Origin of the sequence: Devosia sp. 1635 (assembly GCF_013185955.1) — a bacterium.
Taxonomy (GTDB): Bacteria; Pseudomonadota; Alphaproteobacteria; order Rhizobiales; family Devosiaceae; genus Devosia.
Window position 1 is genome coordinate 409,758 of sequence record NZ_JABAOM010000002.1, and the last position, 25,767, is coordinate 435,524.

General features: G+C 63.0%; 26 protein-coding genes. 11 read left to right on the forward strand and 15 right to left on the reverse strand.

What is annotated here, in order from left to right; genetic code table 11:
* Nucleotides 1–14: 14 nt before the first annotated feature.
* A complete protein-coding gene (locus HRU92_RS08835) occupies nt 15–1,454 on the reverse strand; it encodes an aldehyde dehydrogenase family protein (RefSeq protein WP_172123721.1) in 1,440 nt (479 codons plus the stop codon).
* Between the two features lie 24 nt (nt 1,455–1,478).
* Nucleotides 1,479–2,630, reverse strand: coding sequence for a fumarylacetoacetate hydrolase family protein (locus HRU92_RS08840; RefSeq protein WP_172123722.1), 1,152 nt, complete (start codon nt 2,628–2,630; stop codon nt 1,479–1,481).
* A gap of 186 nt (nt 2,631–2,816) precedes the next feature.
* Between HRU92_RS08840 and HRU92_RS08845 the strand changes: the two genes are divergently transcribed.
* Nucleotides 2,817–3,533: an SIMPL domain-containing protein gene (locus HRU92_RS08845; RefSeq protein WP_172123723.1), complete on the forward strand. Its 717-nt coding sequence runs from the start codon at nt 2,817–2,819 to the stop codon at nt 3,531–3,533.
* A gap of 73 nt (nt 3,534–3,606) precedes the next feature.
* On the opposite strand, the gene HRU92_RS08850 is transcribed toward HRU92_RS08845, so the two are convergent.
* Both HRU92_RS08850 and HRU92_RS08855 read right to left on the reverse strand, forming a co-directional pair.
* Nucleotides 3,607–4,437 (reverse strand): sulfite exporter TauE/SafE family protein, encoded by an 831-nt coding sequence (locus HRU92_RS08850; RefSeq protein WP_172123724.1) that lies wholly within the window; start codon nt 4,435–4,437, stop codon nt 3,607–3,609.
* Entirely contained in the window at nt 4,437–4,859 is a 423-nt protein-coding gene (locus HRU92_RS08855) for a secondary thiamine-phosphate synthase enzyme YjbQ (RefSeq protein ID WP_172123725.1), read from the reverse strand. Before HRU92_RS08855 ends, HRU92_RS08850 begins: the two co-directional genes overlap by 1 nt.
* Nucleotides 4,860–5,111: 252 nt before the next feature.
* Here HRU92_RS08855 and HRU92_RS08860 point away from each other — a divergent pair, with 252 nt between their 5' ends.
* The 3 genes from HRU92_RS08860 (at nt 5,112) to HRU92_RS08870 (ending at nt 8,837) form a co-directional block, all read left to right on the forward strand.
* Nucleotides 5,112–7,124, forward strand: a complete 2,013-nt coding sequence (locus tag HRU92_RS08860) for an OmpA family protein (RefSeq protein ID WP_172123726.1) — start codon at nt 5,112–5,114, stop codon at nt 7,122–7,124.
* Nucleotides 7,125–7,289: 165 nt separating this feature from the next.
* Nucleotides 7,290–7,610, forward strand: coding sequence for a hypothetical protein (locus HRU92_RS08865; protein ID WP_173088051.1), 321 nt, complete (start codon nt 7,290–7,292; stop codon nt 7,608–7,610).
* Between the two features lie 177 nt (nt 7,611–7,787).
* Nucleotides 7,788–8,837 carry an LLM class flavin-dependent oxidoreductase gene (locus tag HRU92_RS08870; protein WP_172123728.1) on the forward strand — a complete coding sequence of 350 codons (1,050 nt, stop codon included), beginning with the start codon at nt 7,788–7,790 and terminating at the stop codon, nt 8,835–8,837.
* Between the two features lie 11 nt (nt 8,838–8,848).
* On the opposite strand, the gene HRU92_RS08875 is transcribed toward HRU92_RS08870, so the two are convergent.
* The 6 genes from HRU92_RS08875 to HRU92_RS08900 all read right to left on the reverse strand — a co-directional run bounded on the left by HRU92_RS08875 (nt 8,849) and on the right by HRU92_RS08900 (nt 14,627).
* A complete protein-coding gene (locus HRU92_RS08875) occupies nt 8,849–9,070 on the reverse strand; it encodes a hypothetical protein (RefSeq protein WP_127753654.1) in 222 nt (73 codons plus the stop codon).
* A 78-nt stretch (nt 9,071–9,148) separates the two neighbouring features.
* The gene (locus tag HRU92_RS08880; RefSeq protein WP_172123729.1) at nt 9,149–9,442 is read right to left on the reverse strand and encodes an HlyU family transcriptional regulator; all 294 of its coding nucleotides are present in this window, start codon (nt 9,440–9,442) and stop codon (nt 9,149–9,151) included.
* An 11-nt stretch (nt 9,443–9,453) separates the two neighbouring features.
* The gene (locus tag HRU92_RS08885; RefSeq protein WP_127753656.1) at nt 9,454–9,747 is read right to left on the reverse strand and encodes a DUF2442 domain-containing protein; all 294 of its coding nucleotides are present in this window, start codon (nt 9,745–9,747) and stop codon (nt 9,454–9,456) included.
* Nucleotides 9,748–9,807: 60 nt separating this feature from the next.
* Nucleotides 9,808–11,883, reverse strand: coding sequence for an RNA polymerase sigma factor RpoD (gene rpoD, locus HRU92_RS08890; RefSeq protein WP_172123730.1), 2,076 nt, complete (start codon nt 11,881–11,883; stop codon nt 9,808–9,810).
* Between the two features lie 178 nt (nt 11,884–12,061).
* Entirely contained in the window at nt 12,062–14,005 is a 1,944-nt protein-coding gene (gene dnaG, locus HRU92_RS08895) for a DNA primase (RefSeq protein ID WP_172123731.1), read from the reverse strand.
* A 58-nt stretch (nt 14,006–14,063) separates the two neighbouring features.
* On the reverse strand, nt 14,064–14,627 hold the full coding sequence (locus tag HRU92_RS08900) for a DUF308 domain-containing protein (protein ID WP_164854848.1): 564 nt from the start codon (nt 14,625–14,627) through the stop codon (nt 14,064–14,066).
* A gap of 170 nt (nt 14,628–14,797) precedes the next feature.
* Here HRU92_RS08900 and HRU92_RS08905 point away from each other — a divergent pair, with 170 nt between their 5' ends.
* Entirely contained in the window at nt 14,798–15,982 is a 1,185-nt protein-coding gene (locus tag HRU92_RS08905) for an MFS transporter (RefSeq protein ID WP_172123732.1), read from the forward strand.
* Nucleotides 15,983–16,103: 121 nt separating this feature from the next.
* On the opposite strand, the gene HRU92_RS08910 is transcribed toward HRU92_RS08905, so the two are convergent.
* Nucleotides 16,104–16,556, reverse strand: coding sequence for a GatB/YqeY domain-containing protein (locus HRU92_RS08910; protein ID WP_172123733.1), 453 nt, complete (start codon nt 16,554–16,556; stop codon nt 16,104–16,106).
* Between the two features lie 135 nt (nt 16,557–16,691).
* On the opposite strand from HRU92_RS08910, the gene carA reads away from it, so the two are divergent.
* From carA to HRU92_RS08925, 3 genes are read left to right on the forward strand one after another with little or no spacing between them, the layout of a single operon-like run.
* Nucleotides 16,692–17,897: a glutamine-hydrolyzing carbamoyl-phosphate synthase small subunit gene (carA, locus tag HRU92_RS08915; RefSeq protein ID WP_172123734.1), complete on the forward strand. Its 1,206-nt coding sequence runs from the start codon at nt 16,692–16,694 to the stop codon at nt 17,895–17,897.
* 37 nt (nt 17,898–17,934) lie between these two features.
* Nucleotides 17,935–18,651, forward strand: a complete 717-nt coding sequence (locus tag HRU92_RS08920) for an AzlC family ABC transporter permease (protein WP_173088053.1) — start codon at nt 17,935–17,937, stop codon at nt 18,649–18,651.
* The gene (locus HRU92_RS08925) at nt 18,651–18,959 is read left to right on the forward strand and encodes an AzlD family protein (protein ID WP_172123735.1); all 309 of its coding nucleotides are present in this window, start codon (nt 18,651–18,653) and stop codon (nt 18,957–18,959) included. Before HRU92_RS08920 ends, HRU92_RS08925 begins: the two co-directional genes overlap by 1 nt.
* Before the next feature lie 13 nt (nt 18,960–18,972).
* On the opposite strand, the gene HRU92_RS08930 is transcribed toward HRU92_RS08925, so the two are convergent.
* Both HRU92_RS08930 and HRU92_RS08935 read right to left on the reverse strand, forming a co-directional pair.
* On the reverse strand, nt 18,973–19,473 hold the full coding sequence (locus HRU92_RS08930) for a cupin domain-containing protein (protein WP_172123736.1): 501 nt from the start codon (nt 19,471–19,473) through the stop codon (nt 18,973–18,975).
* Entirely contained in the window at nt 19,473–20,402 is a 930-nt protein-coding gene (locus tag HRU92_RS08935; protein ID WP_127753665.1) for a neutral zinc metallopeptidase, read from the reverse strand. The genes HRU92_RS08930 and HRU92_RS08935 overlap by 1 nt, the downstream gene beginning before the upstream one ends.
* Before the next feature lie 225 nt (nt 20,403–20,627).
* On the opposite strand from HRU92_RS08935, the gene HRU92_RS08940 reads away from it, so the two are divergent.
* Nucleotides 20,628–22,607, forward strand: coding sequence for a bifunctional 2',3'-cyclic-nucleotide 2'-phosphodiesterase/3'-nucleotidase (locus HRU92_RS08940; protein ID WP_172123737.1), 1,980 nt, complete (start codon nt 20,628–20,630; stop codon nt 22,605–22,607).
* Nucleotides 22,608–22,666: 59 nt separating this feature from the next.
* Here the strand turns inward: HRU92_RS08940 and HRU92_RS08945 are convergent, their stop codons facing one another.
* Entirely contained in the window at nt 22,667–22,870 is a 204-nt protein-coding gene (locus tag HRU92_RS08945; protein WP_127753666.1) for a hypothetical protein, read from the reverse strand.
* A 60-nt stretch (nt 22,871–22,930) separates the two neighbouring features.
* Nucleotides 22,931–23,323 (reverse strand): hypothetical protein, encoded by a 393-nt coding sequence (locus tag HRU92_RS20860; protein WP_348983114.1) that lies wholly within the window; start codon nt 23,321–23,323, stop codon nt 22,931–22,933.
* A gap of 154 nt (nt 23,324–23,477) precedes the next feature.
* Between HRU92_RS20860 and HRU92_RS08955 the strand changes: the two genes are divergently transcribed.
* Together HRU92_RS08955 and HRU92_RS08960 are read left to right on the forward strand one after the other, a co-directional pair.
* Nucleotides 23,478–24,236 (forward strand): ABC transporter ATP-binding protein, encoded by a 759-nt coding sequence (locus HRU92_RS08955; RefSeq protein ID WP_172123738.1) that lies wholly within the window; start codon nt 23,478–23,480, stop codon nt 24,234–24,236.
* Nucleotides 24,233–25,765 (forward strand): permease, encoded by a 1,533-nt coding sequence (locus HRU92_RS08960; protein WP_172123739.1) that lies wholly within the window; start codon nt 24,233–24,235, stop codon nt 25,763–25,765. Before HRU92_RS08955 ends, HRU92_RS08960 begins: the two co-directional genes overlap by 4 nt.
* The last annotated feature ends 2 nt before the right edge of the window (nt 25,766–25,767 follow it).

Sequence of the window (25,767 nt, forward strand, 5' to 3'; positions counted from 1 at the left end):
CCTCCTGGGTAGGCCTAGCCGGCCGCGGTATAGGCGGTCTTGACCACGGTGAAGAACTCGGCCGCATACTTGCCCTGCTCGCGCGGGCCATAGCTCGAGCCCTTGCGGCCACCGAAGGGCACGTGGAAGTCAACGCCGGCGGTGGGCACATTGACCATCACCATGCCCGCTTCAGCATTACGCTTGAAGTGGGTCGCGTATTTGAGCGAGGTCGTGACGATACCCGCCGACAAGCCAAAGGGAGTGTCGTTGGAGACGGCGAGCGCTTCCTCGTAATCCTTGACCCGGATCACCGAAGCGACCGGCCCGAAGATTTCCTCGCGCGAGATGCGCATCTGGTTGGTGGTTTCGGTAAAGAGCGTCGGCTGGAGGAAATAGCCCTCCGTGTCCTTCTGGACGCGCTCGCCGCCGGCCACCAGCTTGGCGCCTTCCTGCTTGCCGATCTCGATATAGTCGGTGTCCTGCTTGAGCTGGTTGGGATCAACCACCGGCCCGATCTCGGTGTTTTTATCCAGCGCATGGCCGACGCGCAGATTGCGGGCGCGCTCGGCGAGACCCTCGACGAACGCATCATGAATGCCTTCGGTCACGATCACGCGCGAAGAGGCCGTGCAACGCTGGCCGGTGGAGAAGAACGCCGACTGCGCCACGCTCTCGATCGCGACCTTGAGGTCGGCATCGTCCAGCACCACGACCGGGTTCTTGCCGCCCATTTCGAGCTGGAACTTGCGGTTGTGCTCGATGGAAGCCGCAGCCACGCGCTTGCCGGTGCCCACCGAGCCGGTAAAGCTGATCGCGGTCACATCGGGGCTGTCGAGCAGGGTCTGGCCCACGACCGAACCCTTGCCCATGACGAGGTTGAGCACGCCCTTGGGCAGCCCCGCGCGCTGCAGGATATCGACAATGGCCCAGGTCGAACCGGGAACGAGGTCGGCCGGCTTGATCACAACAGTGTTGCCATAGCAAAGCGCCGGCGCAATCTTCCAGCTCGGGATGGCGATAGGGAAATTCCAGGGCGTGATGATGCCGATCACCCCGATGGGCTCGCGGGTGATCTCGACACCGACGCCCGGGCGCACGCTCTGGACCACTTCGCCCGTCAGGCGCAGCACTTCGCCGGCAAAAAAGTCAAAGATCTGCCCGGCGCGGGTCACTTCGCCGATGGCTTCGGGCAGGGTCTTGCCTTCTTCCCGGCTCAGCAATTCGCCCAGTTCGGCCTTGCGGGCAAGGATCTCGTCGGCGGCCTTGCGCAATATCGCATGCCGCTCGAGAATGCCCGAGCGCGACCAGGCGGGAAATGCCGCCTTGGCCGCAGCAATGGCCTGCTTGGTGTCTTCGGCCGAGGCACGGGCGTAAACACCCACAACTTCGGCCGTGTTGGATGGATTGATGTTCTCGGCGCCATCCGAGCCGACCCATTCGCCGTCGATCAGGTTCTGGTAGAGGTCAGTCATGGTTTCGTGCCTTTCCGAAAAGCCTTAAAGCAGGTTCGCCTTGGCGAGGTCGCGCAGCAGGTGGCTGGCGCCATAGGTCCAGGGCGGACATTGGGTGGATAGTTGCACCCGGTTGGTGAGCTTCCCCAGCGAAGGGGTCGAGATCGACACCACATCGCCCAGCTTGTGGGTAAAACCCTTGCCGGCGCCGCCGCGATCCTTGACCGGGGCGAACATGGTGCCGAGATAGAGCACCAGGCCGTCGGGATATTGATGGTGATCCCCGATCGTGGCTGCAACCAGCGATGCCGGCGTACGCGAGATCTGGCTCATGGACGAATGGCCGTCGAGCTCGAAGCCATCCTCGCCTTCCACCCGCAGCGTGATCTCGGCATTGCTGACCGTTTCAAGCGTGAAGTCGCCGCTAAAGAGGCGGATGAACGGCCCGAGCGAAGCCGACGCATTGTTGTCCTTGGCCTTGCCCAGCAGCAGCGCCGAACGGCCTTCCACGTCGCGCAGATTGACGTCATTGCCCAGCGTGGCGCCGATGATCGCGCCCTTGCTGGTCACCACCAGAGCCACTTCCGGCTCGGGGTTGTTCCAGCTCGAAGCGGGGTGCAGGCCCACATTGGCGCCATAGCCCACCGAGCTCATCGGCTGGCCCTTGGTGAAGATCTCGGCGTCCGGCCCGATGCCGACTTCCAGATACTGGCTCCACACGCCCCGCTCGATCAGCGCTGCCTTGACGCGCGCTGCCGTTTCCGAGCCCGGCACCAGTTCGGACAAGTCCGTGCCGATCAGGTCGAGGATCTCTGTGCGCAGGGAATCGGCGCGGCTTTTGTCGCCGCGTGCCTGCTCCTCGATCACGCGCTCGAGCAGGGACACCACAAAAGTGACGCCCGAAGCCTTGATCGCCTGCAGATCGATGGGCGAAAGCAGGCTGGCCTGGCTGGCATCGTGGCTGGGGGCATGGCTGTTGCGTAGCACCGCTTCGACAGGACCGACCGGCGTACCCTGCGCTGAACTGACATATCCCGACGCATCTTGGCTTTCGGCAATGTCGCGCACTGTGGCAAAACCCGGCGCCGTGATGTCCAGCAGCACGTCGTCGCGCACCGTCACCACGCGTGGATGATTGTGTCCCGGCACTCGTGCCCGCCCCAGCAACACGCCCTCGGGATAATCCTGCCCGCTCATATAATGCTCCCTCCGCTTATGGGATTTGACTACTCTCGGGCGCCCGCTCGCGCAAGACCTCGCGGCGCCCGAAGCGTTCGGCTGCGCTAAACGATTACCCACAGCCTTGTTCAACTTCGGTTCAGCTGTGCCGCAATACTGACGCATTGACTGGGGAAGTCTCCCCGCCCCTGATGGAGTGTTCAGATGCGTCACCTTGCTGCTCTTTTGCCCCTCGCCCTCGTTGCCGGTTTTGCACTGCCGGCCTATGCCGGGACCATCTCCATCGAAGGTCGAGGCGAAGTCACCGCCGCCCCCGATACCGCCTTCATCACCTCGGGCGTGACCACCCAAGGCGCCACCGCCCGCGAAGCGCTCGACCTCAACACCAAGGCCATGGCCGAGCTGATCACCGAGCTCAAGGCTTCGGGCATCGAGGCCCGCGACATCCAGACCTCGGGTTTCTCAGTCAGCCCAAATTATGTTTATTCCGACGAGCGCGACACCAACGGCTATACCCTGCCGCCTCGCATCGCCGGCTACCAGGTGGCCAATGTCGTGACTGTCAAGGTTCGCGCGCTCGACCAGCTCGGCGCCATTCTCGACAAGTCGGTGACCATCGGCGCCAACACCATTAATGGCGTGTCCTTCAGCGTCGAGGATCCAAGCGAATTGTTGGACGAGGCCCGTAAGGCAGCCTTTGCCGATGCCCGCACCAAGGCCGAGCTTTATGCTACTGCCGCCGGCGGTTCGCTCGAGGAGATCGTGTCGATCAACGAAAGCCAGAACTTCAGCGGCCCGCAGCCATTCGAGGCGCGCAGCATGGCCGCCGCTGCGCCCCAGAAGGATGTTCCTGTCGAGGCTGGCGAGCTCAGCTTCGCCATCAATGTCTCGGTGCAATGGGAACTCGACACCGACAAATAAGAATCCCACTCTCCTCTCGCGAGGGGTATGGGCGATGGGGGCGGACCACCGTAGTCAAACCGCCCCCATCAACCTATCCAGCCAACACCTTCCAGAGCATGTTGAGCCCGACCAGCACCAGGAACGCCGCGAACAGATAGCGGAGCGTTTTTTGGTCCAGCCGATGCGCCAGCGCCGCCCCATAGGGCGCGAACACCGCTGCAAGCGTTCCCACCAGCACGAGCGCCACCAGGTTGATGTAGCCCAGGCTGAGTGGGGGAAGGCCCGGCACGCCCCAGCCCGAAATGATAAAGCCCAGGGTTCCCGAGACGGCGATGGCCACCCCGATCGCCGCTGAGGTCCCGACCGCGGCATGCATGGTGGCACCAAAGGCGACCAGCGTTGGCACGGTGAGCGAGCCGCCCCCGACCCCCATCAGCGCCGAATTATAGCCAACAATGCTGGCTGCGATCCGGTGCACCAAGCGCGAGCCGTTCAGGTGCCCCATCAAGCGGGTCTGCCAGCTGGACACGATATTGGCGGCGATCAGAAAGGCCATCACCGCAAAAACGATGCGCAAGGCGTCACCGGAAAATAACCCCGCCATCAAACCACCCAGGAATGTCCCTGCGACAATGAATGGCACCCAGAGCCTGAGCGTCGGCACATCCAGCGCCCCACGCGCCAGATGCGCTCGTGCGCTCATCAGGCCAGTGGGAATAATGATGGCGAGCGAGGTGCCTACCGCGGCGTGCTGCACCACATCGGCATCGAACCCTAGCAGGAGCAGCGCATTGCTCAATGCCGGCACGATGATGGCACCACCCCCGATCCCGAGCAGACCCGCGGCAAGGCCGGAGAACACCCCGGTCACCATGAGGCCCAGCACGAAAGGCCAGTACCCGACCAGTTCAACCCAGGCCATCAGCGCTCTCCTAACAGGTGCAGCACGACCTCCCGCCGATGCGGGCGGCGGCGGTGCTCGAACAAAAACAAGCCTTGCCAGGTCCCGAATACGGGGGCGCCGCCGATAACCGGAATACCGATAGAGGTCTGGGTAAGGGCAGTGCGCAGATGCGCCGGCATATCGTCGGGACCCTCGGCGGTATGCACCAGCCAATCCATGCCCTCGGGCACCAGCCGCTCAAAATAGCCCTGCATGTCGGTTTGCACATCCGGATCGGCATTTTCCCCGATCAGCAGCGAGCATGAAGTATGCCGGCAAAACACGGTCAGCAGCCCCGTGCCGACCCCAGCGCGCGTGACCACGTCCCAAGCCTTGGCGGTGAACTCGTAAAGTCCCTGCCCCCGGGTCGGGATCGTCAGCGTTTCAATGATCTGGTGCATGCAAGGTCCACGAGCCTGTTCCCGCCCTAGCATGGCGCCCGTCCTGCCGCCACTGGCCCACGCCGCAATCGCGCCATCTTTGGCTTCAAGACAGTAAGCCGCAGCGCTCTGGTGGAACCACCCCTAAGCCCCGGCGTTGCGGGCCTTGCGGGGATAAGAGCATCATCCAGCCAGCTGTCGTTTCGTTCAGAAGCCGTTCATCTGAGATGCTGATGCTTGATGCCAACATTAAAAATTAAAGGAAAAACAGCAATGCGCATCCGAAACTGGCTCCTGACCAGCACGAGCCTGGGCCTTCTGGCCGTTGCCCCATTGAGCGTCTCGGCGCAGGAAAGCGTCGCACCAGCCGAACTGCCCCAGGCTTGCGTTGACGCCGGGTTCAGCACGCTGGAATCTTGCATCGCCGCGCAGCCCGCCGGCGCCGATGCCGAAGCCGCCCCGGACGAAGAGGAAGCTCCCGCTGCCGACGAAGCCACCGAAGAAGCCCCTGCCGAAGAGCCCGCCGTTGTAGACGAGGCGCCGGCTGAGGAGCCTGCCGTCGAGGAAGAAGCTCCGGCCGAAGAACCTGCGGCTGTCGAGGAAGCGCCCGCTGAAGAGCCTGAGGTCGAGACGGAAGCCGTTGAGGAACCATCGGTAGACGAAGAAGCGGCTGAAGAAGAAACCGTCGACGAAACCGTAACCACCCAGGAAGCCGAGCCCGAAGCGGAGCCCGCGGCCGCTGAGGATACCGCTCCGGCAGCCGAAGAGCCTGCTGCTGAAGAAGAAACCGTTGTCCCGGAAGAACCCGCGACCGCCGAAGAGCCAGCAGCCGAGCAGACCACCGAGACCGGTGAAGAGCCAGCCGCTACCACCGAAACCGGCGAACAGCCTGCAACCGAACAGCCCGCCGAAACCGCCCCCGAGCTGACCACGCCCGAAACCACCACCACTGAACAGCCTGCTACCTCGGAGTCGATCGAGACCCTGTCGGCCGAAGAACCTGCCGAAGTCATCGAAGATCTGCCCGAAGGCGTCACCCAGGAACAGGTCGCCCCGGTTCTGGACAGCGCCAAGGACGCCGAAACGGCTCCCGTGGAAGGCCAGGCTGCCCCCGAAACTGCAGCACAGCCCGCAGTTGCCGAAGAGCCTGCCGCGCCCCCGCCAACCAGCGATGCGGACGCCCAGGCTCGCCTGGCGGTTCCTGAAGAAGCTGCCGTCCTTGCCGTTCGCGAGGAGCAGGGTCAGGTTATCGAGGCTCAGGCTTTGCCTGCCCAGCAGGTGCCGCAGAACGTCACCGTTGTTAACCAAACCAATGTGGTCAACAACGTCACGAACAACACCACCAACAATACGGCCATCGACAACTCGACCAACATCGGTCAGCAGAACAATGTTCAGCAAAACAACGTTCAGCAGAACAATGTCCAGCAGACCAATTATGGCGATACCTTGACCCAGGTCGTCGTGGAGCTTGGCAACCAGCTTTATGTCAACACTCCCGGCCAGGACACTTCGCGCTTCTACAATGCCAATGAAGACGAGGTCTTCTACGAAGAGCTCCGCAACGGCCGCATCCGCGAAACCGTGACGCGTCCCGACGGCACCCAGATCGTAACCGTGCGCAACCGCAATGGTGACGTGCTGCAGCGCACCCGCATCCGGCCGGACGGGCAGGAAGTCGTGCTCGCCTATTTCGACGAACAGTATGATGACGAACTCCTGGAATGGCGCGACCCCGGTCAGGACCTCCCCCCGCTGCGTCTCAACATTCCGGTGCAGGAATATGTGCTGGATGCCGCCGATGCTGACGAGGAACAGGTTGAAGTGTTCTTCCGCCAGCCACCAGTGGAACAGGTCGCGCGCCTTTACTCCATCGACGAGGTCAAGCGTTCGGCCCGCGTTCGCGACAGCGTGCGCAAGCTCGAAGTGGGCGGTCTGACCTTCGACACCGGTGCTGCCACGATCAGCCAGGACCAGGTTGGCTCGCTGTCCAAGGTCGCGGCCGCGATGCTCGACCTGCTGGAAAGCAACCCGGCTGAAACCTTCCTGATCGAAGGCCACACCGACGCGGTTGGCTCCGACATCTCGAACCTGCAGCTCTCCGATCTTCGCGCCGCCACGGTCGCTCGTATCCTGACCGACTTCTACGACGTGCCTCCTGAGAACCTTGCTACGCAGGGCTATGGCGAACGCTATCTCAAGATCCGCACCGAAGCTCCCGAGCGAGAAAACCGTCGCGTGACGATCCGCCGGATCACGCCGCTCATCACGGTCGCCAACAAGTAATCGGCGCTCAGAGCCACTATTTTGGAAAGGCCGGGCAATGTGCCCGGCCTTTTTCTTTGTCCCGAAGACTCCCGGAACGGCATGATCCTTGTGATCACTTAATCGGGAACGAAAGTAAAAACCTCGCGTTTCTGGACTACGGAACAGCATAGAGGAGTGAGTACTATGGCAAATCCAGAACGCGACACCGTGTATGATACAGACACAACTCGGACCACCTATGTGCGCGAAAGTAGCGGCACTGGCTGGTTCGTAGGCATTATCGTAGCTCTCGCCCTGCTGGCGATTGGCTATCTGGTATTTTCTGCAAACTCCGGCACGTCAACTGCAGTTGATGGCGCAGCGGCGCCCGCAGCTGTCACCGAACCCGCAATGACGGCTCCAGCTCCGGCCATCGAATCGGCTCCCCCGGTTGAAGCTACCCCCGCCGCAGCCGCCCCGGCGACTGATGCTGCCCCTGCTGCTGGCGCTCCAGTGGCTCCATAATAAACTTCAGATACGGTGCCCTTGCACTCCCAAGGCAGGCATCTTCAGGGCCCTGGCATTCGCCGGGGCCCTTCTGTTTGGGCAACAGGAATGCCCCTATAGGGCAGTTACAACCATGTGCGTTCTTGATTGCGCCAGGCAGCAGGGTCATCTCCGGGCGGACGGAAAGGACATCGCATGGAACTTGGACTTTATTCCTTCGCCGAGAACACCCCGGATCTCTTGAACAATGGTCATCTGCAAAGCCCGGCAGAACGGCTGCGTGACCTCCTGGAGGAGATCGAACTGGCCGATCAGTTGGGCCTGAGCTTTTTCGGCTTGGGCGAACATCACCGGCCTGACTATGTGGCTTCCGCACCCGTAACGATCCTGGCCGCAGCGGCCGCGCGCACCAAATCCATTCGCCTCTCGAGCGCCGTTACCGTGCTGAGCTCGGATGATCCAATCCGCGTCTACCAGCAGTTTGCGACCCTGGATTTGCTCTCGAACGGCCGTGCCGAGATCATGGCCGGGCGAGGCTCGTTCATCGAGAGCTTTCCCCTCTTCGGCTACGACCTCAACGATTACGACGAGCTATTTGAGGAAAAGCTTGAACTGCTGCTCAAGCTGCGCGAGGGCGGCAAGGTCGTCTGGCCCGGCAGCAAGCATACGCACGCCATCCCCGGCATCACCGTCTACCCGCAACCCGTGCAGCAGCCGCTGCCGCTCTGGATCGCGGTGGGTGGCACTCCAAACTCGGTCGCTCGCGCCGCCTATTACGGCCTGCCCTTGATGATCGCCATCATTGGCGGACAGCCCAGGCAGTTCGCGCCTCTGGTGCAGTTTTATCGCGACACTCTGGCGCAAGTTGGCCGAGAGACCAACCTACCCGTCGGCATCAGCTCGCACGGCTTCATCGCGCAAGACAGCCAGGACGCCCGTGACATCGCCTTTCCCGCCCATAGCGATGCCATGAGCCGGATCGGCAAGGAGCGGGGCTGGTCACCAACCACCCGGGCACAGTTCGAGGCTGGAGCGAGCCCACAGGGAGCCTATGTGATGGGTTCGCCGCAGGAGGTCATCGACAAGATCCTGCAGCAGCATGAATGGTTCAAGCACGACCGTTTCGGGCTGCAGATGAGCGTCGGCACCCTCCCCCATGACAAGGTCATGAAGGCCATCGAGCTTTATGGAACGGTGGTCAAGCCGGCGGTGGACAAAGCCTTGGGCGCGCCTGCCGCGCCATAAAACGCAAGCGCCTACTTGCCGCTGCGGCGGATCGACTTGATCTGCAGCGGCGGCAGGCCCGACTTCTCGGAAATGGCGCGATCTTGCTCCATGATGGCGGCACGCGCCGGCTCATCGCCGTCGAGGCCACCCAACAAGGCTGCGTCGACCTTGCGGTTAGAGCGCTGGCTGCCATCTTCATAGATGACGTCAAACATCACGAATTCACTGCGGGCGGTTGGCTTCCTGGCCATGATAGGTTCTCCTAAACAGCAGCAACCGCCAGGCGCACGACTGCGCGCCCGGTCCGGTTGCAAAGATTGAAAAAAGGGCTAGCTGAAAATATTCTCGCCCTGTTCGTCGATGATCTGCCGGCCCTTGTTCAAAGCCATCGCAATCAGATCATCCTTGGAGCTCATGCGGTCTGCCCGAACGAACCGATAGGTCTTGAGCTCGCCGCTGATATCCTTGTCGATGGTCCCGGCCAGCTGGTATTCGCTTCCCGCCCGCATCTCGATGGCCCGGATGATGAAGTCCTTGTAGCTTTCTTCGCCCAGGACCTTATCCCCTGCCGGCTCAGCCGATGTCTTGGCCCCGCCACCAAAAAGCTTGCTCAGAAACGACATCGCCATCCTCCTTATGGGCGCTGCCGCGCCGGGCGCGGCACAATTAACTCACCGCGCCGCTCCATTTCTTCGCGGAGCCAGCTAGGCGACAGGTCGAAATAGTTCGGCCAGGTCGGCACGCCATTAGCCAGGGCTACGCTGCCAAAATAACGCCGGTCGCGCAGAGGCTCGACCCCCTCGCCGCGCTCGCTCAGCATCTGAGCGGCATCGAAGGTCCCGCTCGAGCCATCCGAGAACGTAACCACCAGCTTGAATGGCACTATGGCGCGGATCGCCGTAACCTTCAGGCGCTGCACAGCGGACATGGAAAAGCTTGCCTTGCCGACATCAGCATCCCCGCCACCGGCGAGGATGCCCGGTTACACTTAGTTATCAAGGAAGCTGCGCAGCTTGCGGCTGCGGCTGGGATGCTTGAGCTTGCGCAAGGCCTTGGCCTCGATCTGACGGATACGTTCGCGCGTAACCGAGAACTGCTGGCCCACTTCCTCGAGCGTGTGGTCGGTGTTCATGCCGATACCAAAGCGCATGCGCAGCACACGCTCTTCACGCGGCGTCAGCGAAGCCAGCACGCGCGTCGTCGTCTCGCGCAGATTGCTCTGGATAGCCGCGTCGATCGGCTGGATCGCATTCACGTCTTGGATGAAATCGCCCAGGTTTGAGTCTTCCTCGTCCCCGATCGGGGTTTCAAGCGAGATCGGCTCCTTGGCAATCTTGAGCACCTTGCGCACCTTGTCCAAAGGCATCTGCAGCTTTTCGCTGAGCTCCTCTGGCGTGGGCTCGCGGCCGATTTCGTGCAGCATCTGGCGCGAAGTGCGCACGATCTTGTTGATCGTCTCGATCATGTGCACCGGAATACGGATGGTGCGCGCCTGGTCGGCGATCGAGCGGGTAATGGCCTGCCGGATCCACCAGGTCGCATAGGTCGAGAACTTGTAGCCGCGCCGATACTCAAACTTATCGACGGCCTTCATCAGCCCGATATTGCCCTCCTGGATCAGATCCAGGAACTGCAACCCGCGATTGGTGTACTTCTTGGCGATCGAGATCACGAGGCGAAGATTGGCTTCCACCATCTCCTTCTTGGCGATGGCAGCTTCGCGCTCGCCCTTTTGCACCTTGTGCACGATGCGGCGATATTCGCCGATATTAAGGCCAGCTTCGGTTGCGAGCGTCGCCACGTCACCACGTATCTCGCGGATCGTGTCGACTTCGCGCTTGGCGAACTCAGCCCAGCCCTTGCCATCGAAACTCGCGAGGTTCTCTTCCCAGGCCGGGTTCACTTCCTGGCCGTAATAGCTTTCAAGGAACTTCTCGCGCTTTACGCCATAGCTTTCCGCCAGGCGTAGCAAACGACCCTCGAGCTTCACCAGCCGCTTGTTGATGTCATAAAGCTGCTCGACCAGGTTCTCGATGCGGCCGGCATTGAGCGACAGCGACTTGACGTCGGCGATCACCTCGCCACGCAACTCATCGAGCTGCTTGCGATCGGCATCGCTGATATCGGCGCTGCGATCCTCGGCATGCCGGTCCTGCATCTCGCGCATCTTGCCATAGGCTTCGGCGATGCGGTCAAAGGTCTCCACGACCTGCGGCTTGAGCTCGGCTTCCATCGCCGAGAGCGACAGCGCGTTCTCGAACTCGTCGTCGTCATCGTCGACCGGGTCCTGCGGGGCCTGCGGCTCCTCGGGCACATAGTCGTCATCCTCGCCCGAACCGGCGCGGCGCGAGGCCGGCGCAGCCTTGGGCTTTTCAGCGACGCTCTCCATGCGCGGGGCAGCGTTGAGGTTGACGAGGTCGGGCGCGGGAGCGGCCTGCTTGGCATCGGGGCCTGCATAGGTTGCTTCCAGGTCGATGATGTCGCGCAGCAGGATTTCACCTTCGGCGAGCTGATCGCGCCAGATGATGATGGCCTGGAAAGTGAGCGGCGATTCGCACAAGCCTTCGATCATGGTCTCTCGACCAGCCTCGATGCGCTTGGCGATGGCGATTTCGCCCTCGCGGCTCAGCAGCTCGACAGAACCCATTTCGCGCAGATACATGCGCACGGGATCGTCGGTCCGGTCTGAACCGGCCTTGGCATTGGATGTGGTCGCAACCGCGCTGCCGGTGCTGCTGGCAGGCGCGATTTCACCGCCGCCGCCCTCGTCCTCGTCCTTCTCGACTTCGGTTTCTTCGACCTCGTCTTCATCAACGACATTGATGCCCATGTCCGAGAACATCGACATGATGTCCTCGATCTGCTCGGAGGAAACTTCCTCGGAAGGCATCACCGCATTGAGTTCTTCGTAAGTCACATAGCCGCGCTTCTTGGCGACCTTGATGAGCTTTTTGACGGCGGCATCGGATAGGTCGAGTAGCGGGCTGTCATTCGTCGCCTCGGGGGCGCCGGCTTCCGGCTTCTCGGTTTCCTTGGTGGTCTTGGTAGCTGCCTTAGTGGCCATCTGGTACTCCTCGGGACCCGCTGCAGGCGAGTGCCGGTAAGGTCTTTAAGTGGTGACACCTCAAAGCGCGGTAAAGGTGCGGTAGCTCAAGCGTTAACGCCGCGGCGCGCTACCGGGTTCGCTTCGGGTTCTTCACATATGCAAAATCGCGCGTACCCGCGGCATTTAGGGAGAAACCCTAAAAACTGCGTGTCGCGCGTCCCGATAGCGAACCAAATCCTTCTATCAGTGCCTCTGTGCCATCGACAGTGGTTATCTGGTTCTTGATGTCGCGCAGCCTTTCAAAGGTCTCTTCGCTCGGGTCATCGCCCAGCGCCGCTTCGGCTGCCTTGAGTTCCTTATTTAGCTGAACTTTCTTGTTATGCAAGGCCAGCGCGTGACTCAATCCAGTTTCCGCGTCAATAAGGGCAATCTCCAGCCCGATCTGCCAGACGCCCTGCCCCTGCAGGACTTGCTCCATTCGCTCCAAGGCTGGCCCAAATCCGCGAATGCTCAGTGCCGATTTAAGATCGGCCGCCGAAATATCGTGGTGCCGTACCACCAGCCGTAAGATTTCGCTTAGCGCATTGCGAGCCGAAGGAGTCTCAAAGTCGAGCGCCGCCAGCGCTTCGAACTTGTCTTCCACCAATGCGGGATGATTGACCAGACTAAGGATGATGGCTGCCTCGCGCGGCGTTGCCTCGGCGGCAAGACCTGGCTTCAGCAACCGCGAATTGCGCAACGTATCGGACACGACCACCCGCGGTGAGCCGCGACCCGACCGAGCATACCCGCCAGCACCGTAGGGCGATCGCTTCTCGCCTCCGCCACCCCGCCGTTCATAGCCTCCCGAGCGCACAGGCGAGAAGAACGCCTTCAAACGCTCATCAAATGCCTGCGCGTAATGAAAGCGCACCGAACTGTCGCCGATGGAGTTGGCGCGCTCGCGCAGTCGCGCCTGCAAGGCTGCCCGCTCCTCGGGCGCTTCGGGCACCAACCCACCCGTTTCCAGGCTCCAGATCACATCCGACAAGCTGCGCGCTCGCTCGATCACATCGGCAAAGGCTGCCCTGCCCTGCGCCTTGATCAGGTCATCGGGATCCTGCCCTTCCGGCAGCGTCGCGATCTTCACGGTTTGACCGGGCTTGAGGTGGGGCAGCACCATTTCGGCCGCGCGCTGCGCTGCCTTCTGGCCTGCCGCATCGCCGTCAAAACACAGCACCGGCGTATCGCTCAGGCGCCAAAGCAGCTGCAGATGCTCCTCGGTCAGTGCCGTCCCCAGCGGCGCCACCGTCCCTTCAAAGCCGGCGCTGACCGCGGCAATCACATCGAGATAACCCTCAACCACGATCACCGTCGCTCCGTCATGGGCGGCCTGTCGGGCGGTATGGCCGTTGTAAAGCGTCTGCCGCTTCTTGAAGAGCTCCGTTTCGGGCGAATTGAGGTACTTTGCCGGCACATCCGCCGACAGCGCCCGCCCGCCAAAGGCGATGATGCGCCCACGAAAATCGGTGATCGGGAACATCAGCCGATTGCGGAAGCGATCATAGGGCATGGGATCATTGTCGCGCGTCGCCACGAGCCCCGTTTCGAGCATCTGCTGGCCCGATACGCCATTGGCCGCCAGATGCTCCTTGAGCCCGTTGCGGCTATCGGGGGCAAAGCCGAGGCGGAACCGCGTCTGGCTGGCGGCAGAAACACCCCGCTCGTGCAGATAGCCCCGCGCCCGCGCTCCGATATTGTGATGCAGCGCCGCCTCGAAATACTTGGCGGCCAGCTCCATCACATCCATCAGCGTGCGCTGCTGCGCGGCCCGCTTCTCCTGGCGCTCGTCGCGCGCCGGCATCGGCACGCCAGCCATCCCAGCCAGCCGCTCTACCGCTTCGGGAAAGCTCAACCCGGCTTTTTCCACGAGGAAGCGAAAATGGTCCCCGCTCACCCCGCAGCCAAAGCAATGATAGATGCCGCGCCGGTCATCAGCGTGAAAGCTGGGCGATTTTTCGCCATGAAACGGGCAACAGGCCCACATGTCGCCCTTGCCCGGCTGCGACTTGCGCTTATCCCAAATGACGTGCTCGCCCACCACCTGCGTTATCGGCAGGCGCTGACGGATTTCATCCAGGAACTGATCGGAAAAGCGCATAGCCGCTAGGTAAGCACTGGCTTGACCGATGTCACGTCCTCAGCGGTTTTCCACAGCCTCAGGCGCGCTTGCTGCGCTGATACAGCCGCCAGGCCCAGCCAAACAGGCCACAGGCGAATAGCACCAGCATGATGCCGCCCAACACCACCATCACGCTTGAACTGACGAGGGGAAAAACCAGAAACACCAGACCAAGCACCACATAGGCGATGCCCGACAGCAGCACCGGCCAGATGCGCGCGTAGATTTCACGCTCGCGAATGATGACGACGATTTGCATGATCCCCACCAGCAGCGCCGCCAGCCCGACAAGGCTCGCGAGGAACGTCGCCGTTAAAATCGTGGCGACCAGCGGGCTGAGCAGAATCAACACACCAAGAAGCAGCGACAAGGCATTGGAAATAACGTCGAACCAGTAATTGCCGCTCTTGCCGCCACCAAACGTGAGGCTCCACAAACCCAGGGCTCCGTCGACGATCAGAATAATGCCGCCGGCCAGCACCAGCACCGTCAGCGCATCGCCCGGCGCCAGGATCGCATAAAGCCCCGCCAGCAACATGATGAGGCCGCGCAAGGCGGTAATCGCCGCAAAGCGCCGCTTGATTTCTCCATTAATCGCCATCAAAAGATCTCCCGGCCGGCCCCGCTGCCAGCACCCCACTCTAGCGCGGCGCAAGCCATCGGTCACCCTTGCCCTGGTTGCCGCCGAGCCACTGCGACCCTGATGTGGATTGCCCTGCCGCTTCGGGCATGGTTTGTCGCCCCGCCCCATCCATGCCGAGGTTTGCTTTGATGTCGTTGCCGCTGCTCGCCCTGTTTCTTGCGGCATTTGCCTTCGGCACCGCCGAATTCGTCATTGCCGGCATTCTGCCTGATGTCGCCACCGATCTCGGCGTTTCGGTTCCGGTCGCCGGCTACCTCATCTCGGGCTACGCCATCGGCATCGCCATAGGTGGCCCCCTCCTTGCGCTCCTGACCAATCGCATGTCGCGCAAGACCCTGATCCTTCTTCTAGGCGCCGTGTTCACCTTGGGCCAAGCCTTGTGCGCGCTTGCCCCCAACTTCGAGCTCTTGATGGCTGCGCGGGTCATCGTCTCGGTCGTGCATGGCGCCTATTTTGGCATCGCCGCCGTGGTCGCAGTGACCTTGGTCGCGCCCGAACGGCGCGGCTTTGCCGTCGCCCTGATCCTGTCGGGCCTCACCGTCTCCAATATTCTTGGCGTGCCCGGCGGGACCGCGATCGGCAATGCCCTGGGCTGGCGCGCCACCTTCTGGACCGTCGGCGCTATCGGCTTTGTCGCCACGTTGGCGACCGCCTTTTTCCTGCCCGCCGCCCCCGGCGTTCAAGCCGCTGCCGGCAGTTTCAAGCGCGAGTTCCGGGCCCTCGGTCGGCAAGCCATTATCTGCTCGCTGCTGATCGTCGTTCTGGTGATGATCGGCCAATACAGCCTCTTCACCTTCATCGCCCCGCTCCTGCTCGAAGTTACCCAACTCGAACCTGGCGTCGTTCCGTGGGTGCTGCTGCTCTTCGGCATCGGCTCCACCATTGGCGTCTTTATCGGCGGCCGCCTCGCCGACTGGAAACTCATGCCATCGCTGATCGGCATCATGGTGCTGCAGGCCAGCGTTTATGCAGCCCTCTATCTCGCCAGCCCCGTCCCCTGGTTGATGGCGATCACGGTGATCGCTTGGGGCGGCGTCAACTTCGCCTTCGGCTCACCCGTGCAGTCGCGCATTCTAGCCTGGGCCGGCGACGCCCCCAACCTCGCCTCGGCGCTGGTGCCCACCGGCTTCAATATCGGCATTGCGATCGGCGCGGTGCTGGGCGGCACCTTGCTCGAGCACGGCTTTGGCTACCGCAACCTCCCCCTGATCGGGGTCGCGGCGCTGCTGCTGGCGCTCGCCATTGCAGTTGTCTCCTATGCGTGGGAGCGCCACAGCGGTGACGTGCCGCCCGGCGCGCCTGCCGCCGCCTAAGGAGCGCCGGGCGGACCTTTTTAGAGAGCTGCTGCGCCACGCTGACGACGCTCTTTATTATGCCGAGGCGGGTGGGCCGGAACTGCGTCCGCGGCCCCACTGCCGGGCCCCGGCTAGTGGCCTAGGCCGACAGCGCAGCCTTCACCTTGCCGCTGGCTTTGCCGAAATCAATCCGTCCGGGATAGTCAGCCTTAAGCTGGGCGATGACCTTGCCCATGTCCTTGGGTCCCTCGGCGCCCGTAGCCGCAATGGCGGCCTTGATGGCGCTGTCCACCTCATCGTCCGTGAGTCCTTTGGGCAGGAACTCATTGAGAATATCGATTTCTTCCTTCTCCACCGTGGCCAGGTCCGCGCGTCCCGCCTGCGCATAAATGGCAAAGCTTTCTTCGCGCTGCTTGACCATCTTCTGGATGATGGCGAGCACTTCCTCATTGGTGGCCGGTCCGCGATTGTCCTGGCGGATCGCGATATCCTTGTCCTTGATGGCCGCACTGATCGCCCGGAGCGTGGCCGTCCGGCGCTGGTCCCGGGCCTTGAGCGCAGTTTTCAGGGCTTCGCTGATGGTCTCGCGCACACTCGATCTCCTCTTGCCATGCAATTCTGCCGGCCCATATAGGCGTAAACAAAGCCGTGCGCCACTTGCGCGGTCCCGTGGCTCCTTCTAGAAGGAGACCTCAATCGACATTGCCAAGAACCCTGGAGGCCCACCGTGACCGGCTGGCAGCAATCCCCCGCGACCGCCCTTTTGATCCTTGCGGATGGTACCCGTCTTGAGGGGCGCGGAATCGGAGCCACGGGCCAGGCAGCGGGCGAAGTGTGCTTCAACACCGCCATGACCGGCTACCAGGAAGTGCTGACCGACCCGTCCTATGCCGGGCAGATCATCACCTTCACCTTCCCCCATATCGGCAATGTCGGCACCAACGACGAAGATATCGAGATGGTCAACCAGGCCGCCCTGTCAGGCGTTCGTGGCGTGGTGCTCAAGGCCGACATCACCAACCCATCCAATTACCGGGCCGCTGAAAAGCTCGACGCCTGGCTCAAGAAGCGCAACATCATCGGCATTGCGGGTATCGACACGCGCGCCCTGACCGCCAAGATCCGGGAAGGCGGCATGCCCAATGGCGTGATCGCCCACCAGCCCGACGGCGCCTTTGACGATGCGGCCATTGCCGCCGAACTCGACGCCTTCCCCGGCCTTGAAGGGCTCGACCTGGCCAAGGAAGTCACCACCGCCCAAACCTATCATTGGTCCGAGACCGGCTGGAAATGGGGCGAAGGCTATGCCGAAGTCACCGATCCGGCCTTCCACATCGTCGCCATCGACTACGGCGCCAAGCGCAACATTCTGCGTTGCCTGGCCGATCAGGGTGCGCGCGTCACTGTCCTGCCTGCGACTGCAACGGCCGAGGATGTGATGGCTTACCAGCCGGACGGCATCTTCCTGTCCAACGGCCCCGGCGATCCGGCGGCGACCGGCGAATATGCCGTGCCCACCATCCAGAAGCTGATGGATACCGGCAAGCCGGTCTTTGGCATCTGCCTCGGCCACCAACTGCTTGGCCTGGCGCTTGGCGGCAAGACCTCCAAGATGCACCAGGGTCATCACGGCGCCAATCACCCGGTCAAGGACCTGACCACCGGCAAGGTGGAGATCACCTCGATGAACCACGGCTTTGCCGTTGATTCCGCGAGCCTGCCCGCCGGCGTGACCCAGACCCATATTTCCCTGTTCGATGGCTCCAATGCCGGCCTGGCGGTCGAGGGCAAGCCGATCTTTTCGGTACAATACCACCCCGAAGCCAGCCCCGGCCCGCGCGACAGCCATTACCTGTTCACGCGCTTTCTCAACCATGTGCGCGAGCAAAAAGGTGTGGCCCCCGAGCCCGAACAAAAGCAGCCCGGCGTCTAAGGGCACCTAAGTCTCACGCGAGGAAGCGTTTCGCCTCATGAACCGTAGCGATTTCCTCGCGGGCCTGCGCAGTGGCTTTGTGGTGGCCGTCTCCTCGGCGCCGTTCGCGGTGCTGTTTGGCGCGGTAGCGGTGGACAATGGCCTGAGCGTTCTCGATGTCGGCTTGATGAGCGCCCTCGTTTTTGCGGGCGCCAGCCAGCTCGTTGGCATCGAGCTCTTCGGCAGCCACGTTCCAGCCTGGCTGATCGTCCTTTCCATCCTCGCGGTGAACTTTCGGCACGTGCTCTATTCGGCGGCGCTGGCGCCGATGTTCAGCCGCTACAGCCCCATGCAGCGGCTACTCGCTTTCTTTCTCCTCACCGATCCGCAATATGCCGACGCCATCCGGCGCTCCGAGACAAACCAGTCGCTCAGCTTCACCTGGTATCTCACCTTCGGCCTTGTGGTCTGGCTGCAATGGGGGGTGTTCTCCGTCCTTGGCGCCTGGTTCGGCGGCCTGCTCGGCGACCCCCGCACCTTCGCCATCGACGTGCTGCTGCCCATCTATTTCCTTGGTCTCGTGGTCACTTTCCGCCGGCGGACCGGCTTTTATCCGGTTGTGCTCGCCAGCATGACTGGTGCCGTGCTCGCCTATCACTTCGTCGGCTCCCCCTGGCATGTCAGCATCGGCGCAGTCCTCGGCATCCTTGTTGCCGTGCTGCTGCCCGCTCCGCTGGCGCAGGCTAGGTCTTCCGTAGCGCCGGAGGCTCACTGATGGGGGTCGATGCTGGAATGCTGGCCCTGATTGCTGCGGCTGCAGTGGCCACCTACCTGACCCGGATTGGCGGCTATGTGCTGATCACCCGGCTCCACACCATCCCGCCCCGCCTGCAGGCAGCGCTGGATGCCGTTCCGGCGGCCGTGCTGACAACCCTGTTCGCTCCAGCCTTCTTCAATGGCGGCTGGGACGTCAAACTCGCCCTGCTGGTCGCGGGCCTCGTGTCGCTGCGCTATCCCGGCCTCATCATGCTGTTTGCCGGCTGGGCCACCGCCATGGTCGCCCGACACCTCTTCGGCCTTTAAGCACGCGCGGCGCTTAGCGCCACCGCTCCACCAGCGCTCCAGTCTTGCCCAGCACCGGGTCGCTCTCGGGCAGCGGCAACTTGGCGATGTTCTGGTCGGCCCGGGGCCGATCATCGGGCTGCCCGCGCAGCGTGTCCCATTGCTCTTCACCCGGCGGGTACGCGCCCACCACCATGAAGTCGATGCTTGCCAACATGCGCTGATGCGCCACCCCGGCGGGGATCACCACGACGTCCCCCGCCTCCACCTTCACTTCGGCACCGGACGGCCCGCCCAGCCGCAGCGTCGCATTACCCTCGGCCACGCCAAGGCACTCATGCGAGTTGGAGTGGTAATGGTGGAACGTGAACACGGTGTCGCGCCATTTGGGCGGCCAGCCATTACGCTCGAACAAGCGCTCCAGCGCCGGCGCGCCGTCTTCGGGCTTGACCGCGCCACGATACACCAGCACCGGCAGCCGGCTATTGGGAAACACGCCGTCATCGGCGAGCAGCAACTCTTCCGGCTCAAGCATTAGATACGCGCCGAGAAAGTGTCGCAATCGGCCGGATCCCCCGAACGGTAACCGCGGTCAAACCAGTTGCGGCGCTGCTCGGATGTGCCGTGATTGAAGGTCTTGGGCACGACGAACCCCTGCGAGCGCATCTGCAGCGTATCATCCCCGATCTGCTCGGCCGCATTGAGCGCTTCTTCAAAGTCGCCCGTTTCCAGCAGGTTTTGCTGGCCCGCATAGTTTGCCCACACCCCCGCATAGCAATCGGCCTGCAATTCAATGCGCACCGAATAAGCATTGGCATCTTCCTGGCTCATGCTCTGCCGGCGCTGGTTGAATTCGGGGAGGATGCCGGTCAGGTTCTGCACATGGTGGCCAACTTCATGGGCCAGCACATAGGCCTGGGCAAAGTCCCCGGGCGCGCCAAACTGCCGGTGCAGCTGATCATAAAAGCTCAGATCGATATACACCCGCTGGTCGCCGGGGCAATAAAACGGACCCGTGCTCGAATCGGCTGTGCCACAGGCGGTGTTGACCACATCGGTGAACAGCACGACGCGTGGCTCCACATATTCCGCGCCCTGGGCGGTGAACACCTCGGTCCAGAGATCCTCGGTTTCCTTGACCACCACGCCCACAAAATCGGCGAGTTCATCCTCGCCCTGCGTGGGCAGACTGCGCGACGAGCTTTGCGCCGGAACCCCGCCGGTGCTCGAGCCGCCCGTGAGCATATCGAGCGGATTCTGCCCAGTCGCAAACCAGAGGATGCCCAGTACGACGATGGTGCCAAACAGCCCCAGGCCTCCGCCCGTGCGGCCGCCCATGGGAATGCGAATACCACCGCCGCGTCCAAGCCCGCCCAGCCCGCCGCCACGACGGCCGCCAAAACCGCCGCCCTGCCCGCGCCGGTCCTCGATATTGGAGCTACGATTTCTTCCTTGCCACTTCATGCTGGATCCTTGCGCGGGGCGTAACAATGCCTGCCACCATAAGCCTTGGAGGAGGATGTGAGTTCCCCCGCGGCCCTGATGCGCCAAATTGACCCGCCCCGACAGAAGGCCTAGCCTGCTCCTGCCGCTGTCATCGCAGCGTCACGGCGACACGGCAGACCACCCGAGTTCGACACCGCCCCCCACGGGGGCACTTACTCCCAGAGCCGCAGTTCGGAGAACGCGATGAAGTTCAATCCCAGCATGTCCCGGCGCCATTTTCTCGCCGGCTCGGTCAGCATCGGCGCCCTCGCCGCCATGCACCCCTTTGCCAGCCTCGCCCAGGCCAATCAGGCCCATCTTCGCATTCTCCAGACCACGGACCTGCACGTAGCGGTGTTCCCCTACGACTATTATGCCGATGCGCCCAACGACACGATGGGCCTGGCCCGCACCGCGGCGATCATCGAGCAGATCCGTGCCGAGGCGGGTAACTCCATGCTGGTCGACAACGGCGACATTATCCAGGGCACGCCCATGGGCGATTACATCGCCTATGAAAAAGGCCTTGAGGGCAATGTGCACCCGATGATCGCGGCCATGAACACGCTGGGTTACGAAGCCGCCACCCTCGGCAATCACGAATTCAACTACGGCCTCGACTATCTCGACGCCGCCCTTTCGGGCGCCAGCTTCCCCTTTGTATCAGCCAATCTGGTGCGCGGCACGACGCTGGGCGACGACCCCACCGCCGACGACACCTATATCGCGCCCTACCGCATCATCGAAAAACAGCTGACCGATGGCTCGGGCGCGGGCAAAACCATCCGCGTCGGCATCATCGGCTTCCTGCCACCCCAGATCATGACCTGGGACTCGAGCCACCTCACCGGCAAGGTCGCCACGCGCGACATCGTGGAAACCGCCAAGGCCTATGTACCGCGCATGCGCGCCGAAGGCGCAGACCTGATCGTCGCCCTATCCCACTCCGGCATCGCCGAAGACAAGGGGCCGGGCTCGGAAAACGCTTCCCTGCAGTTGGCTGGTGTCGAGGGCATCGACGTGGTCCTCACCGGCCACCAGCATCTGGTGTTCCCCGGCCCCGATTTTGCCGAACTGGAAGGCGCCGACATCGAGGCTGGCACGCTCAACGGCAAGCCGGCCGTGATGCCGGGCTTCTGGGGCTCGCATATGGGCCTGATCGACCTGCTCCTCGAGCAGGACGCCGAGGGCAAATGGTCCGTCGTTTCCCACACCGCCGAAGCGCGCCCGATCTTCGAACGCGTCGATGGCAAGGTCACCCCGCTGGTGGAGGACCAGGCGGAAGTCACCGCCGCTGCCCAGCAAGAGCATGAGGAAACCCTCGATTATATCCGCCGCCCTGTGGGCGAAACCTCAGCGCCCCTCCACTCCTATTTCGCCCTCGTGGCCGATGATCCATCCGTGCAGATCGTCTCCCAGGCTCAGACCTGGTACATCGCCCAGATGATGAAGGGTACTGAGTGGGAGGGTCTGCCGATCCTGTCCGCCGCAGCCCCCTTCAAGTCCGGCGGTCGCGGCGGCCCCGATTATTACACCGATGTGCCGGTGGGCCCCGTCGCCATCAAGAACGTCGCCGACCTTTATCTCTACCCCAACACCATCCAGGCCCTTGTTATCACCGGGGCCGACGTCAAGAACTGGCTGGAGCGCTCCGCCGGCATCTTCAACCAGGTGAAAAAGGGTGCCACCGACGCGGAACTCATCAACCTCGATTTCCCCGCCTATAATTTCGACGTCATCGATGGCGTGACCTACAAGATCGACATCACCCAGCCCTCGCGCTTTTCCGCCGACGGCAAGCAGGAGCTCAATCCCGACGCCAACCGCATCGTCGATCTGCAGTTCAACGGCGCACCCATCGATCCCGCGGCCCGCTTCGTTGTCGCCTCCAACAACTACCGCGCCGGCGGCGGCGGCACCTTCCCCGGCATCGGTGCCGACAAGATCGTCTTTAAGGGCCCCGATACCAATCGCGACCTCATCGTGCGCTACATCGTCGAAAACGGCACGATTGACCCCAAGGCGGACAGCAACTGGTCGCTCGCCCCGATCGGCGACACCACTGTCCTGTTTGCCACCGGCCCCAAGGCCGCCGAGCACGTCGCCGATGTCACCGCCGTCAAGGTCGAGCCCACCGGCGACAACAACGAAGACGGCTTCGGGCTGTACCGCATCACGCTCTGAACAAAAACAAAGCGGGCGCCCCTGAAGGCGCCCGCTGCTGCATTTGGTGTTAACGGGGCTTACTGCCCGTCGGGAACCACATCGACGCTGACTGCTGGAACGTCGACATCGACTGTCCCGCCGCCACCGCCATTATTGTTGAAGAACACGAGGTAACCGATGGCGAGCAGCGCGAGCGCCACGATGATGCCGATCAACAAGCCGCTGCCACCGCCGCGGCTCCCGCGATCGACCACAACGGTTTCACGTTCGCGAATATCCATTTGTAACTCCTGCACTATGTTGTCGCCACAATGCGCGCGGCGCCAACTTGGTTCCGGAAGCTAGCTCTGCCGCTCGTTCGGTGAGGCTAGGGGCGCACGGCCCTTGTAACTCTCATCACGGCTATGCGCCTTACCCTCGACAACGGTGGTGCCGACCACGAAGTCACCCTCACCGGCGTTTTCTTCAGCGGCAACCGGCTCCTGATCCACCAACGCATCTTCGATCTCGGTTTGCGGCCGGTCTTCGCCCGTGGCGAGTTCCTCGTGCCATTCGCCCTTGGCGTCCTGGTAAAGAATGGCCGCGGTGTCGCCGGCCAGTTGCTGCCGGTCGGCCGCAGCCACGGCCGCATCGAGCGCCAGCTCGTGGGTAGGATAAGCCTCGGAGAACACGTCCCCTACCTTGTAGGCGAACCCGCCATCATGCTCCACAACTTCATACTTCACTTCAGCCATTATAGAACCTCCTGGGTTGGGGTTTGAACACCCCTAGGGCCGGGTTGGTTGCCCGGCTCCAGCAAATGCCGCTTTGCCGAACATTAACTGCCCCCCTTCACGCCACCGCAACGCTCCCGGCGTTAAACCTGGCTTTGTCAGCCGGAGTTCGCCAATGACCGCCGCCCCTGCCCTCGCCATTTCCGATCTGTCCAAATCCTTTGATCGTCCTGTGATCCAGCAGCTCGATCTCACCGTGCGGCCCGGCGAGTTCTACGCCCTGCTCGGTCCCAATGGCGCGGGCAAGACCACGATCCTGCGCATGGTGGCGGGACTGCTGCAGCCCGATCGCGGCGCCATTTCCATCTTCGGCATCGATGCGCGGCGAGACCCGGTGGCAGCCAAGCGCATCCTCGCCTGGGTCTCGGACGAGCCCATGGTTTATGACCGCCTCACCCCGCTGGAATATCTCGAATTCGTCGCCGGCCTTTGGCAGATGGACGCCTCCACCGCCCGCCGCAAGGCCCATGACCTGATCGACTGGCTCGGCCTCGCGCCCCACGCCAATCAGCTCTGCGGCAGCTTCTCCAAAGGCATGCTGCAAAAAGTCGCCCTTGCCGGCGCCCTCGTCCACGACCCGCGCCTCATCATCCTCGACGAACCGCTCACCGGACTCGACGCCGGCTCGGCACGCCAGGTCAAGGACGTGCTGCTGGGCAAGGTGCGCGAAGGCGTCACCGTCATCATGACTACCCACATTCTCGACGTCGCCGAACGCATGGCCGAGCGCATCGGGGTGATCAGCGGTGGCCGGCTCATTGCCGAAGGCACGCTTGCCGAGCTGCGCAGCCGGATCGGCGGAGCCAACCAAAGCCTCGAGGATATTTTCCTCGATCTGGTCGCGCGCAACGAACCGGATACCGCCGCTGCATGACCACAGCGCCCACATCCCTTTTCTGGTTTGCCCGCCACGAGCTCAAGCTCGCCTGGCGCGACTGGCTGGTCATGATGACCGGGGGCCAGACGGGTCGCCGCGTAGCGATTGTACTGTTCGGTATTTTTGCCGCCGTCCTCTTCCACCTCCTTGCTTATGGGCTGGTGCGCCCCTGGGTCGCGGCGGGCATCGTCCCCGACAAGCCAACGCTGGTGTTGCTGACCGGCACCGGCCTGCTGTTCTGGTCCGTCACGCTTTCCCAGGCCCTTGAGTCGATCACCCGCGTTTATTACGCGCGCTCCGACCTCGATCTGATCCTGTCCTCCCCCGCCTCCTCACGCCGCCTCTTTGCCGTTCGCACCGGCGCCGTTGCCATCACCACCGTGGCCCTCTCCGCCTTGCTCGCCAGCCCGCTCATCAACATGCTGGCCCTGCTCGATGGCCCCCGCTGGCTCGCTGCCTATGGCCTTCTTCTCGCCGCGGGCGCGCTTTCCACCGCCATTGCCGTCGCCATCACCATGGCCTTGTTCCGCCTTGTGGGCGCTAAGCGAACCCGGCTGATCGCCCAGATCGTCGCCGCCATTATCGGCGCCGGCTTCATCATTGGCATCCAGGCGGTCGCGATCATTCACTACGGCAGTTTCTCGCGCTTCACCCTGTTCCAGTCTGCCGATCTGGTGAACGCCGCTCCGGCTCTCAACAGCCCCGTTTGGCTTCCCGCCCGCGCAGCCCTGGGGGACTGGGCGGCCGTGGCGCTGGCCGCAGCGATCAGCTTTGGTGCCCTCGCTGGCATGATCGCGCTTTCCGCCTCGAGCTTTGGGCGCCACGCCATTGCCGCGGCGGGTCTAGCCCATGTCCGCGCCGGCAGTGAGCCATCCCCGCCGCGTTTTCGCCCGATGACGCAAGCCCAGGCGCTGCGCCGCAAGGAATGGCGCCTTCTCAAGCGCGACCCCTGGCTCTTGTCGCAAACGCTGATGCAGATCCTTTACCTGCTGCCGCCAGCTCTTTTGCTCTGGATCAACTATGGCGACAGCGCCGGCGCCTATGTCGTGGCCGTGCCCGTTCTCGTGATGGCCGCGGGCCAGCTTGCCGGCGGGCTCGCCTGGCTCGCCATCTCGGGTGAGGACGCCCCTGACCTCGTGGCCACCGCGCCCCTCGCAGCGCGCACGGTGCTGATCAGCAAGATCGAGGCGGTGCTCGCCGTCATTGCGATCATCCTCCTGCCACTGCTCGCCTTGCTGGCTCTGTCCTCGCCAGCCATGGCGGCCGTCACGGCGCTTTGCGCGGCCTTGTCCGCCGGCTCCGCCACGGCCATCCAGCTCTGGTTCCGCGTCACCGCCAAGCGCTCCATGTTCCGCCGCCGCCAGGTCGCCTCCCGCGCCGCCACCCTGTCGGAAGCCTTTGCTTCTATCATGTGGGCCGGCACGGGCGCGCTCATGGCGGCGGGCTCGCTCCTGGCAATTGGTCCCGCGCTCGTCGCCGTTTTTGTGCTGGGGCTGGCCAAGCTGCTCAGCCCCAGGCACGGCTAGTT

Coding starts and splice junctions, on each gene's coding strand:
- HRU92_RS08875 (WP_127753654.1), bottom strand. CDS start 9,070: ATGGCCAGGAAGCCAACCGCCCGCAGTGAATTCGTGATGTTTGACGTC.
- HRU92_RS08935 (WP_127753665.1), bottom strand. CDS start 20,402: ATGAAGTGGCAAGGAAGAAATCGTAGCTCCAATATCGAGGACCGGCGC.
- HRU92_RS08835 (WP_172123721.1), bottom strand. CDS start 1,454: ATGACTGACCTCTACCAGAACCTGATCGACGGCGAATGGGTCGGCTCG.
- HRU92_RS20860 (WP_348983114.1), bottom strand. CDS start 23,323: ATGGCTGAAGTGAAGTATGAAGTTGTGGAGCATGATGGCGGGTTCGCC.
- HRU92_RS08870 (WP_172123728.1), top strand. CDS start 7,788: ATGGAACTTGGACTTTATTCCTTCGCCGAGAACACCCCGGATCTCTTG.
- HRU92_RS08885 (WP_127753656.1), bottom strand. CDS start 9,747: ATGTCCGCTGTGCAGCGCCTGAAGGTTACGGCGATCCGCGCCATAGTG.
- HRU92_RS08905 (WP_172123732.1), top strand. CDS start 14,798: ATGTCGTTGCCGCTGCTCGCCCTGTTTCTTGCGGCATTTGCCTTCGGC.
- HRU92_RS08940 (WP_172123737.1), top strand. CDS start 20,628: ATGAAGTTCAATCCCAGCATGTCCCGGCGCCATTTTCTCGCCGGCTCG.
- HRU92_RS08845 (WP_172123723.1), top strand. CDS start 2,817: ATGCGTCACCTTGCTGCTCTTTTGCCCCTCGCCCTCGTTGCCGGTTTT.
- HRU92_RS08945 (WP_127753666.1), bottom strand. CDS start 22,870: ATGGATATTCGCGAACGTGAAACCGTTGTGGTCGATCGCGGGAGCCGC.
- rpoD (WP_172123730.1), bottom strand. CDS start 11,883: ATGGCCACTAAGGCAGCTACCAAGACCACCAAGGAAACCGAGAAGCCG.
- HRU92_RS08840 (WP_172123722.1), bottom strand. CDS start 2,630: ATGAGCGGGCAGGATTATCCCGAGGGCGTGTTGCTGGGGCGGGCACGA.
- dnaG (WP_172123731.1), bottom strand. CDS start 14,005: ATGCGCTTTTCCGATCAGTTCCTGGATGAAATCCGTCAGCGCCTGCCG.
- HRU92_RS08880 (WP_172123729.1), bottom strand. CDS start 9,442: ATGTCGTTTCTGAGCAAGCTTTTTGGTGGCGGGGCCAAGACATCGGCT.
- HRU92_RS08855 (WP_172123725.1), bottom strand. CDS start 4,859: ATGCACCAGATCATTGAAACGCTGACGATCCCGACCCGGGGGCAGGGA.
- HRU92_RS08930 (WP_172123736.1), bottom strand. CDS start 19,473: ATGCTTGAGCCGGAAGAGTTGCTGCTCGCCGATGACGGCGTGTTTCCC.
- HRU92_RS08960 (WP_172123739.1), top strand. CDS start 24,233: ATGACCACAGCGCCCACATCCCTTTTCTGGTTTGCCCGCCACGAGCTC.
- HRU92_RS08850 (WP_172123724.1), bottom strand. CDS start 4,437: ATGGCCTGGGTTGAACTGGTCGGGTACTGGCCTTTCGTGCTGGGCCTC.
- HRU92_RS08900 (WP_164854848.1), bottom strand. CDS start 14,627: ATGGCGATTAATGGAGAAATCAAGCGGCGCTTTGCGGCGATTACCGCC.
- HRU92_RS08860 (WP_172123726.1), top strand. CDS start 5,112: ATGCGCATCCGAAACTGGCTCCTGACCAGCACGAGCCTGGGCCTTCTG.
- HRU92_RS08955 (WP_172123738.1), top strand. CDS start 23,478: ATGACCGCCGCCCCTGCCCTCGCCATTTCCGATCTGTCCAAATCCTTT.
- HRU92_RS08920 (WP_173088053.1), top strand. CDS start 17,935: ATGAACCGTAGCGATTTCCTCGCGGGCCTGCGCAGTGGCTTTGTGGTG.
- HRU92_RS08925 (WP_172123735.1), top strand. CDS start 18,651: ATGGGGGTCGATGCTGGAATGCTGGCCCTGATTGCTGCGGCTGCAGTG.
- HRU92_RS08865 (WP_173088051.1), top strand. CDS start 7,290: ATGGCAAATCCAGAACGCGACACCGTGTATGATACAGACACAACTCGG.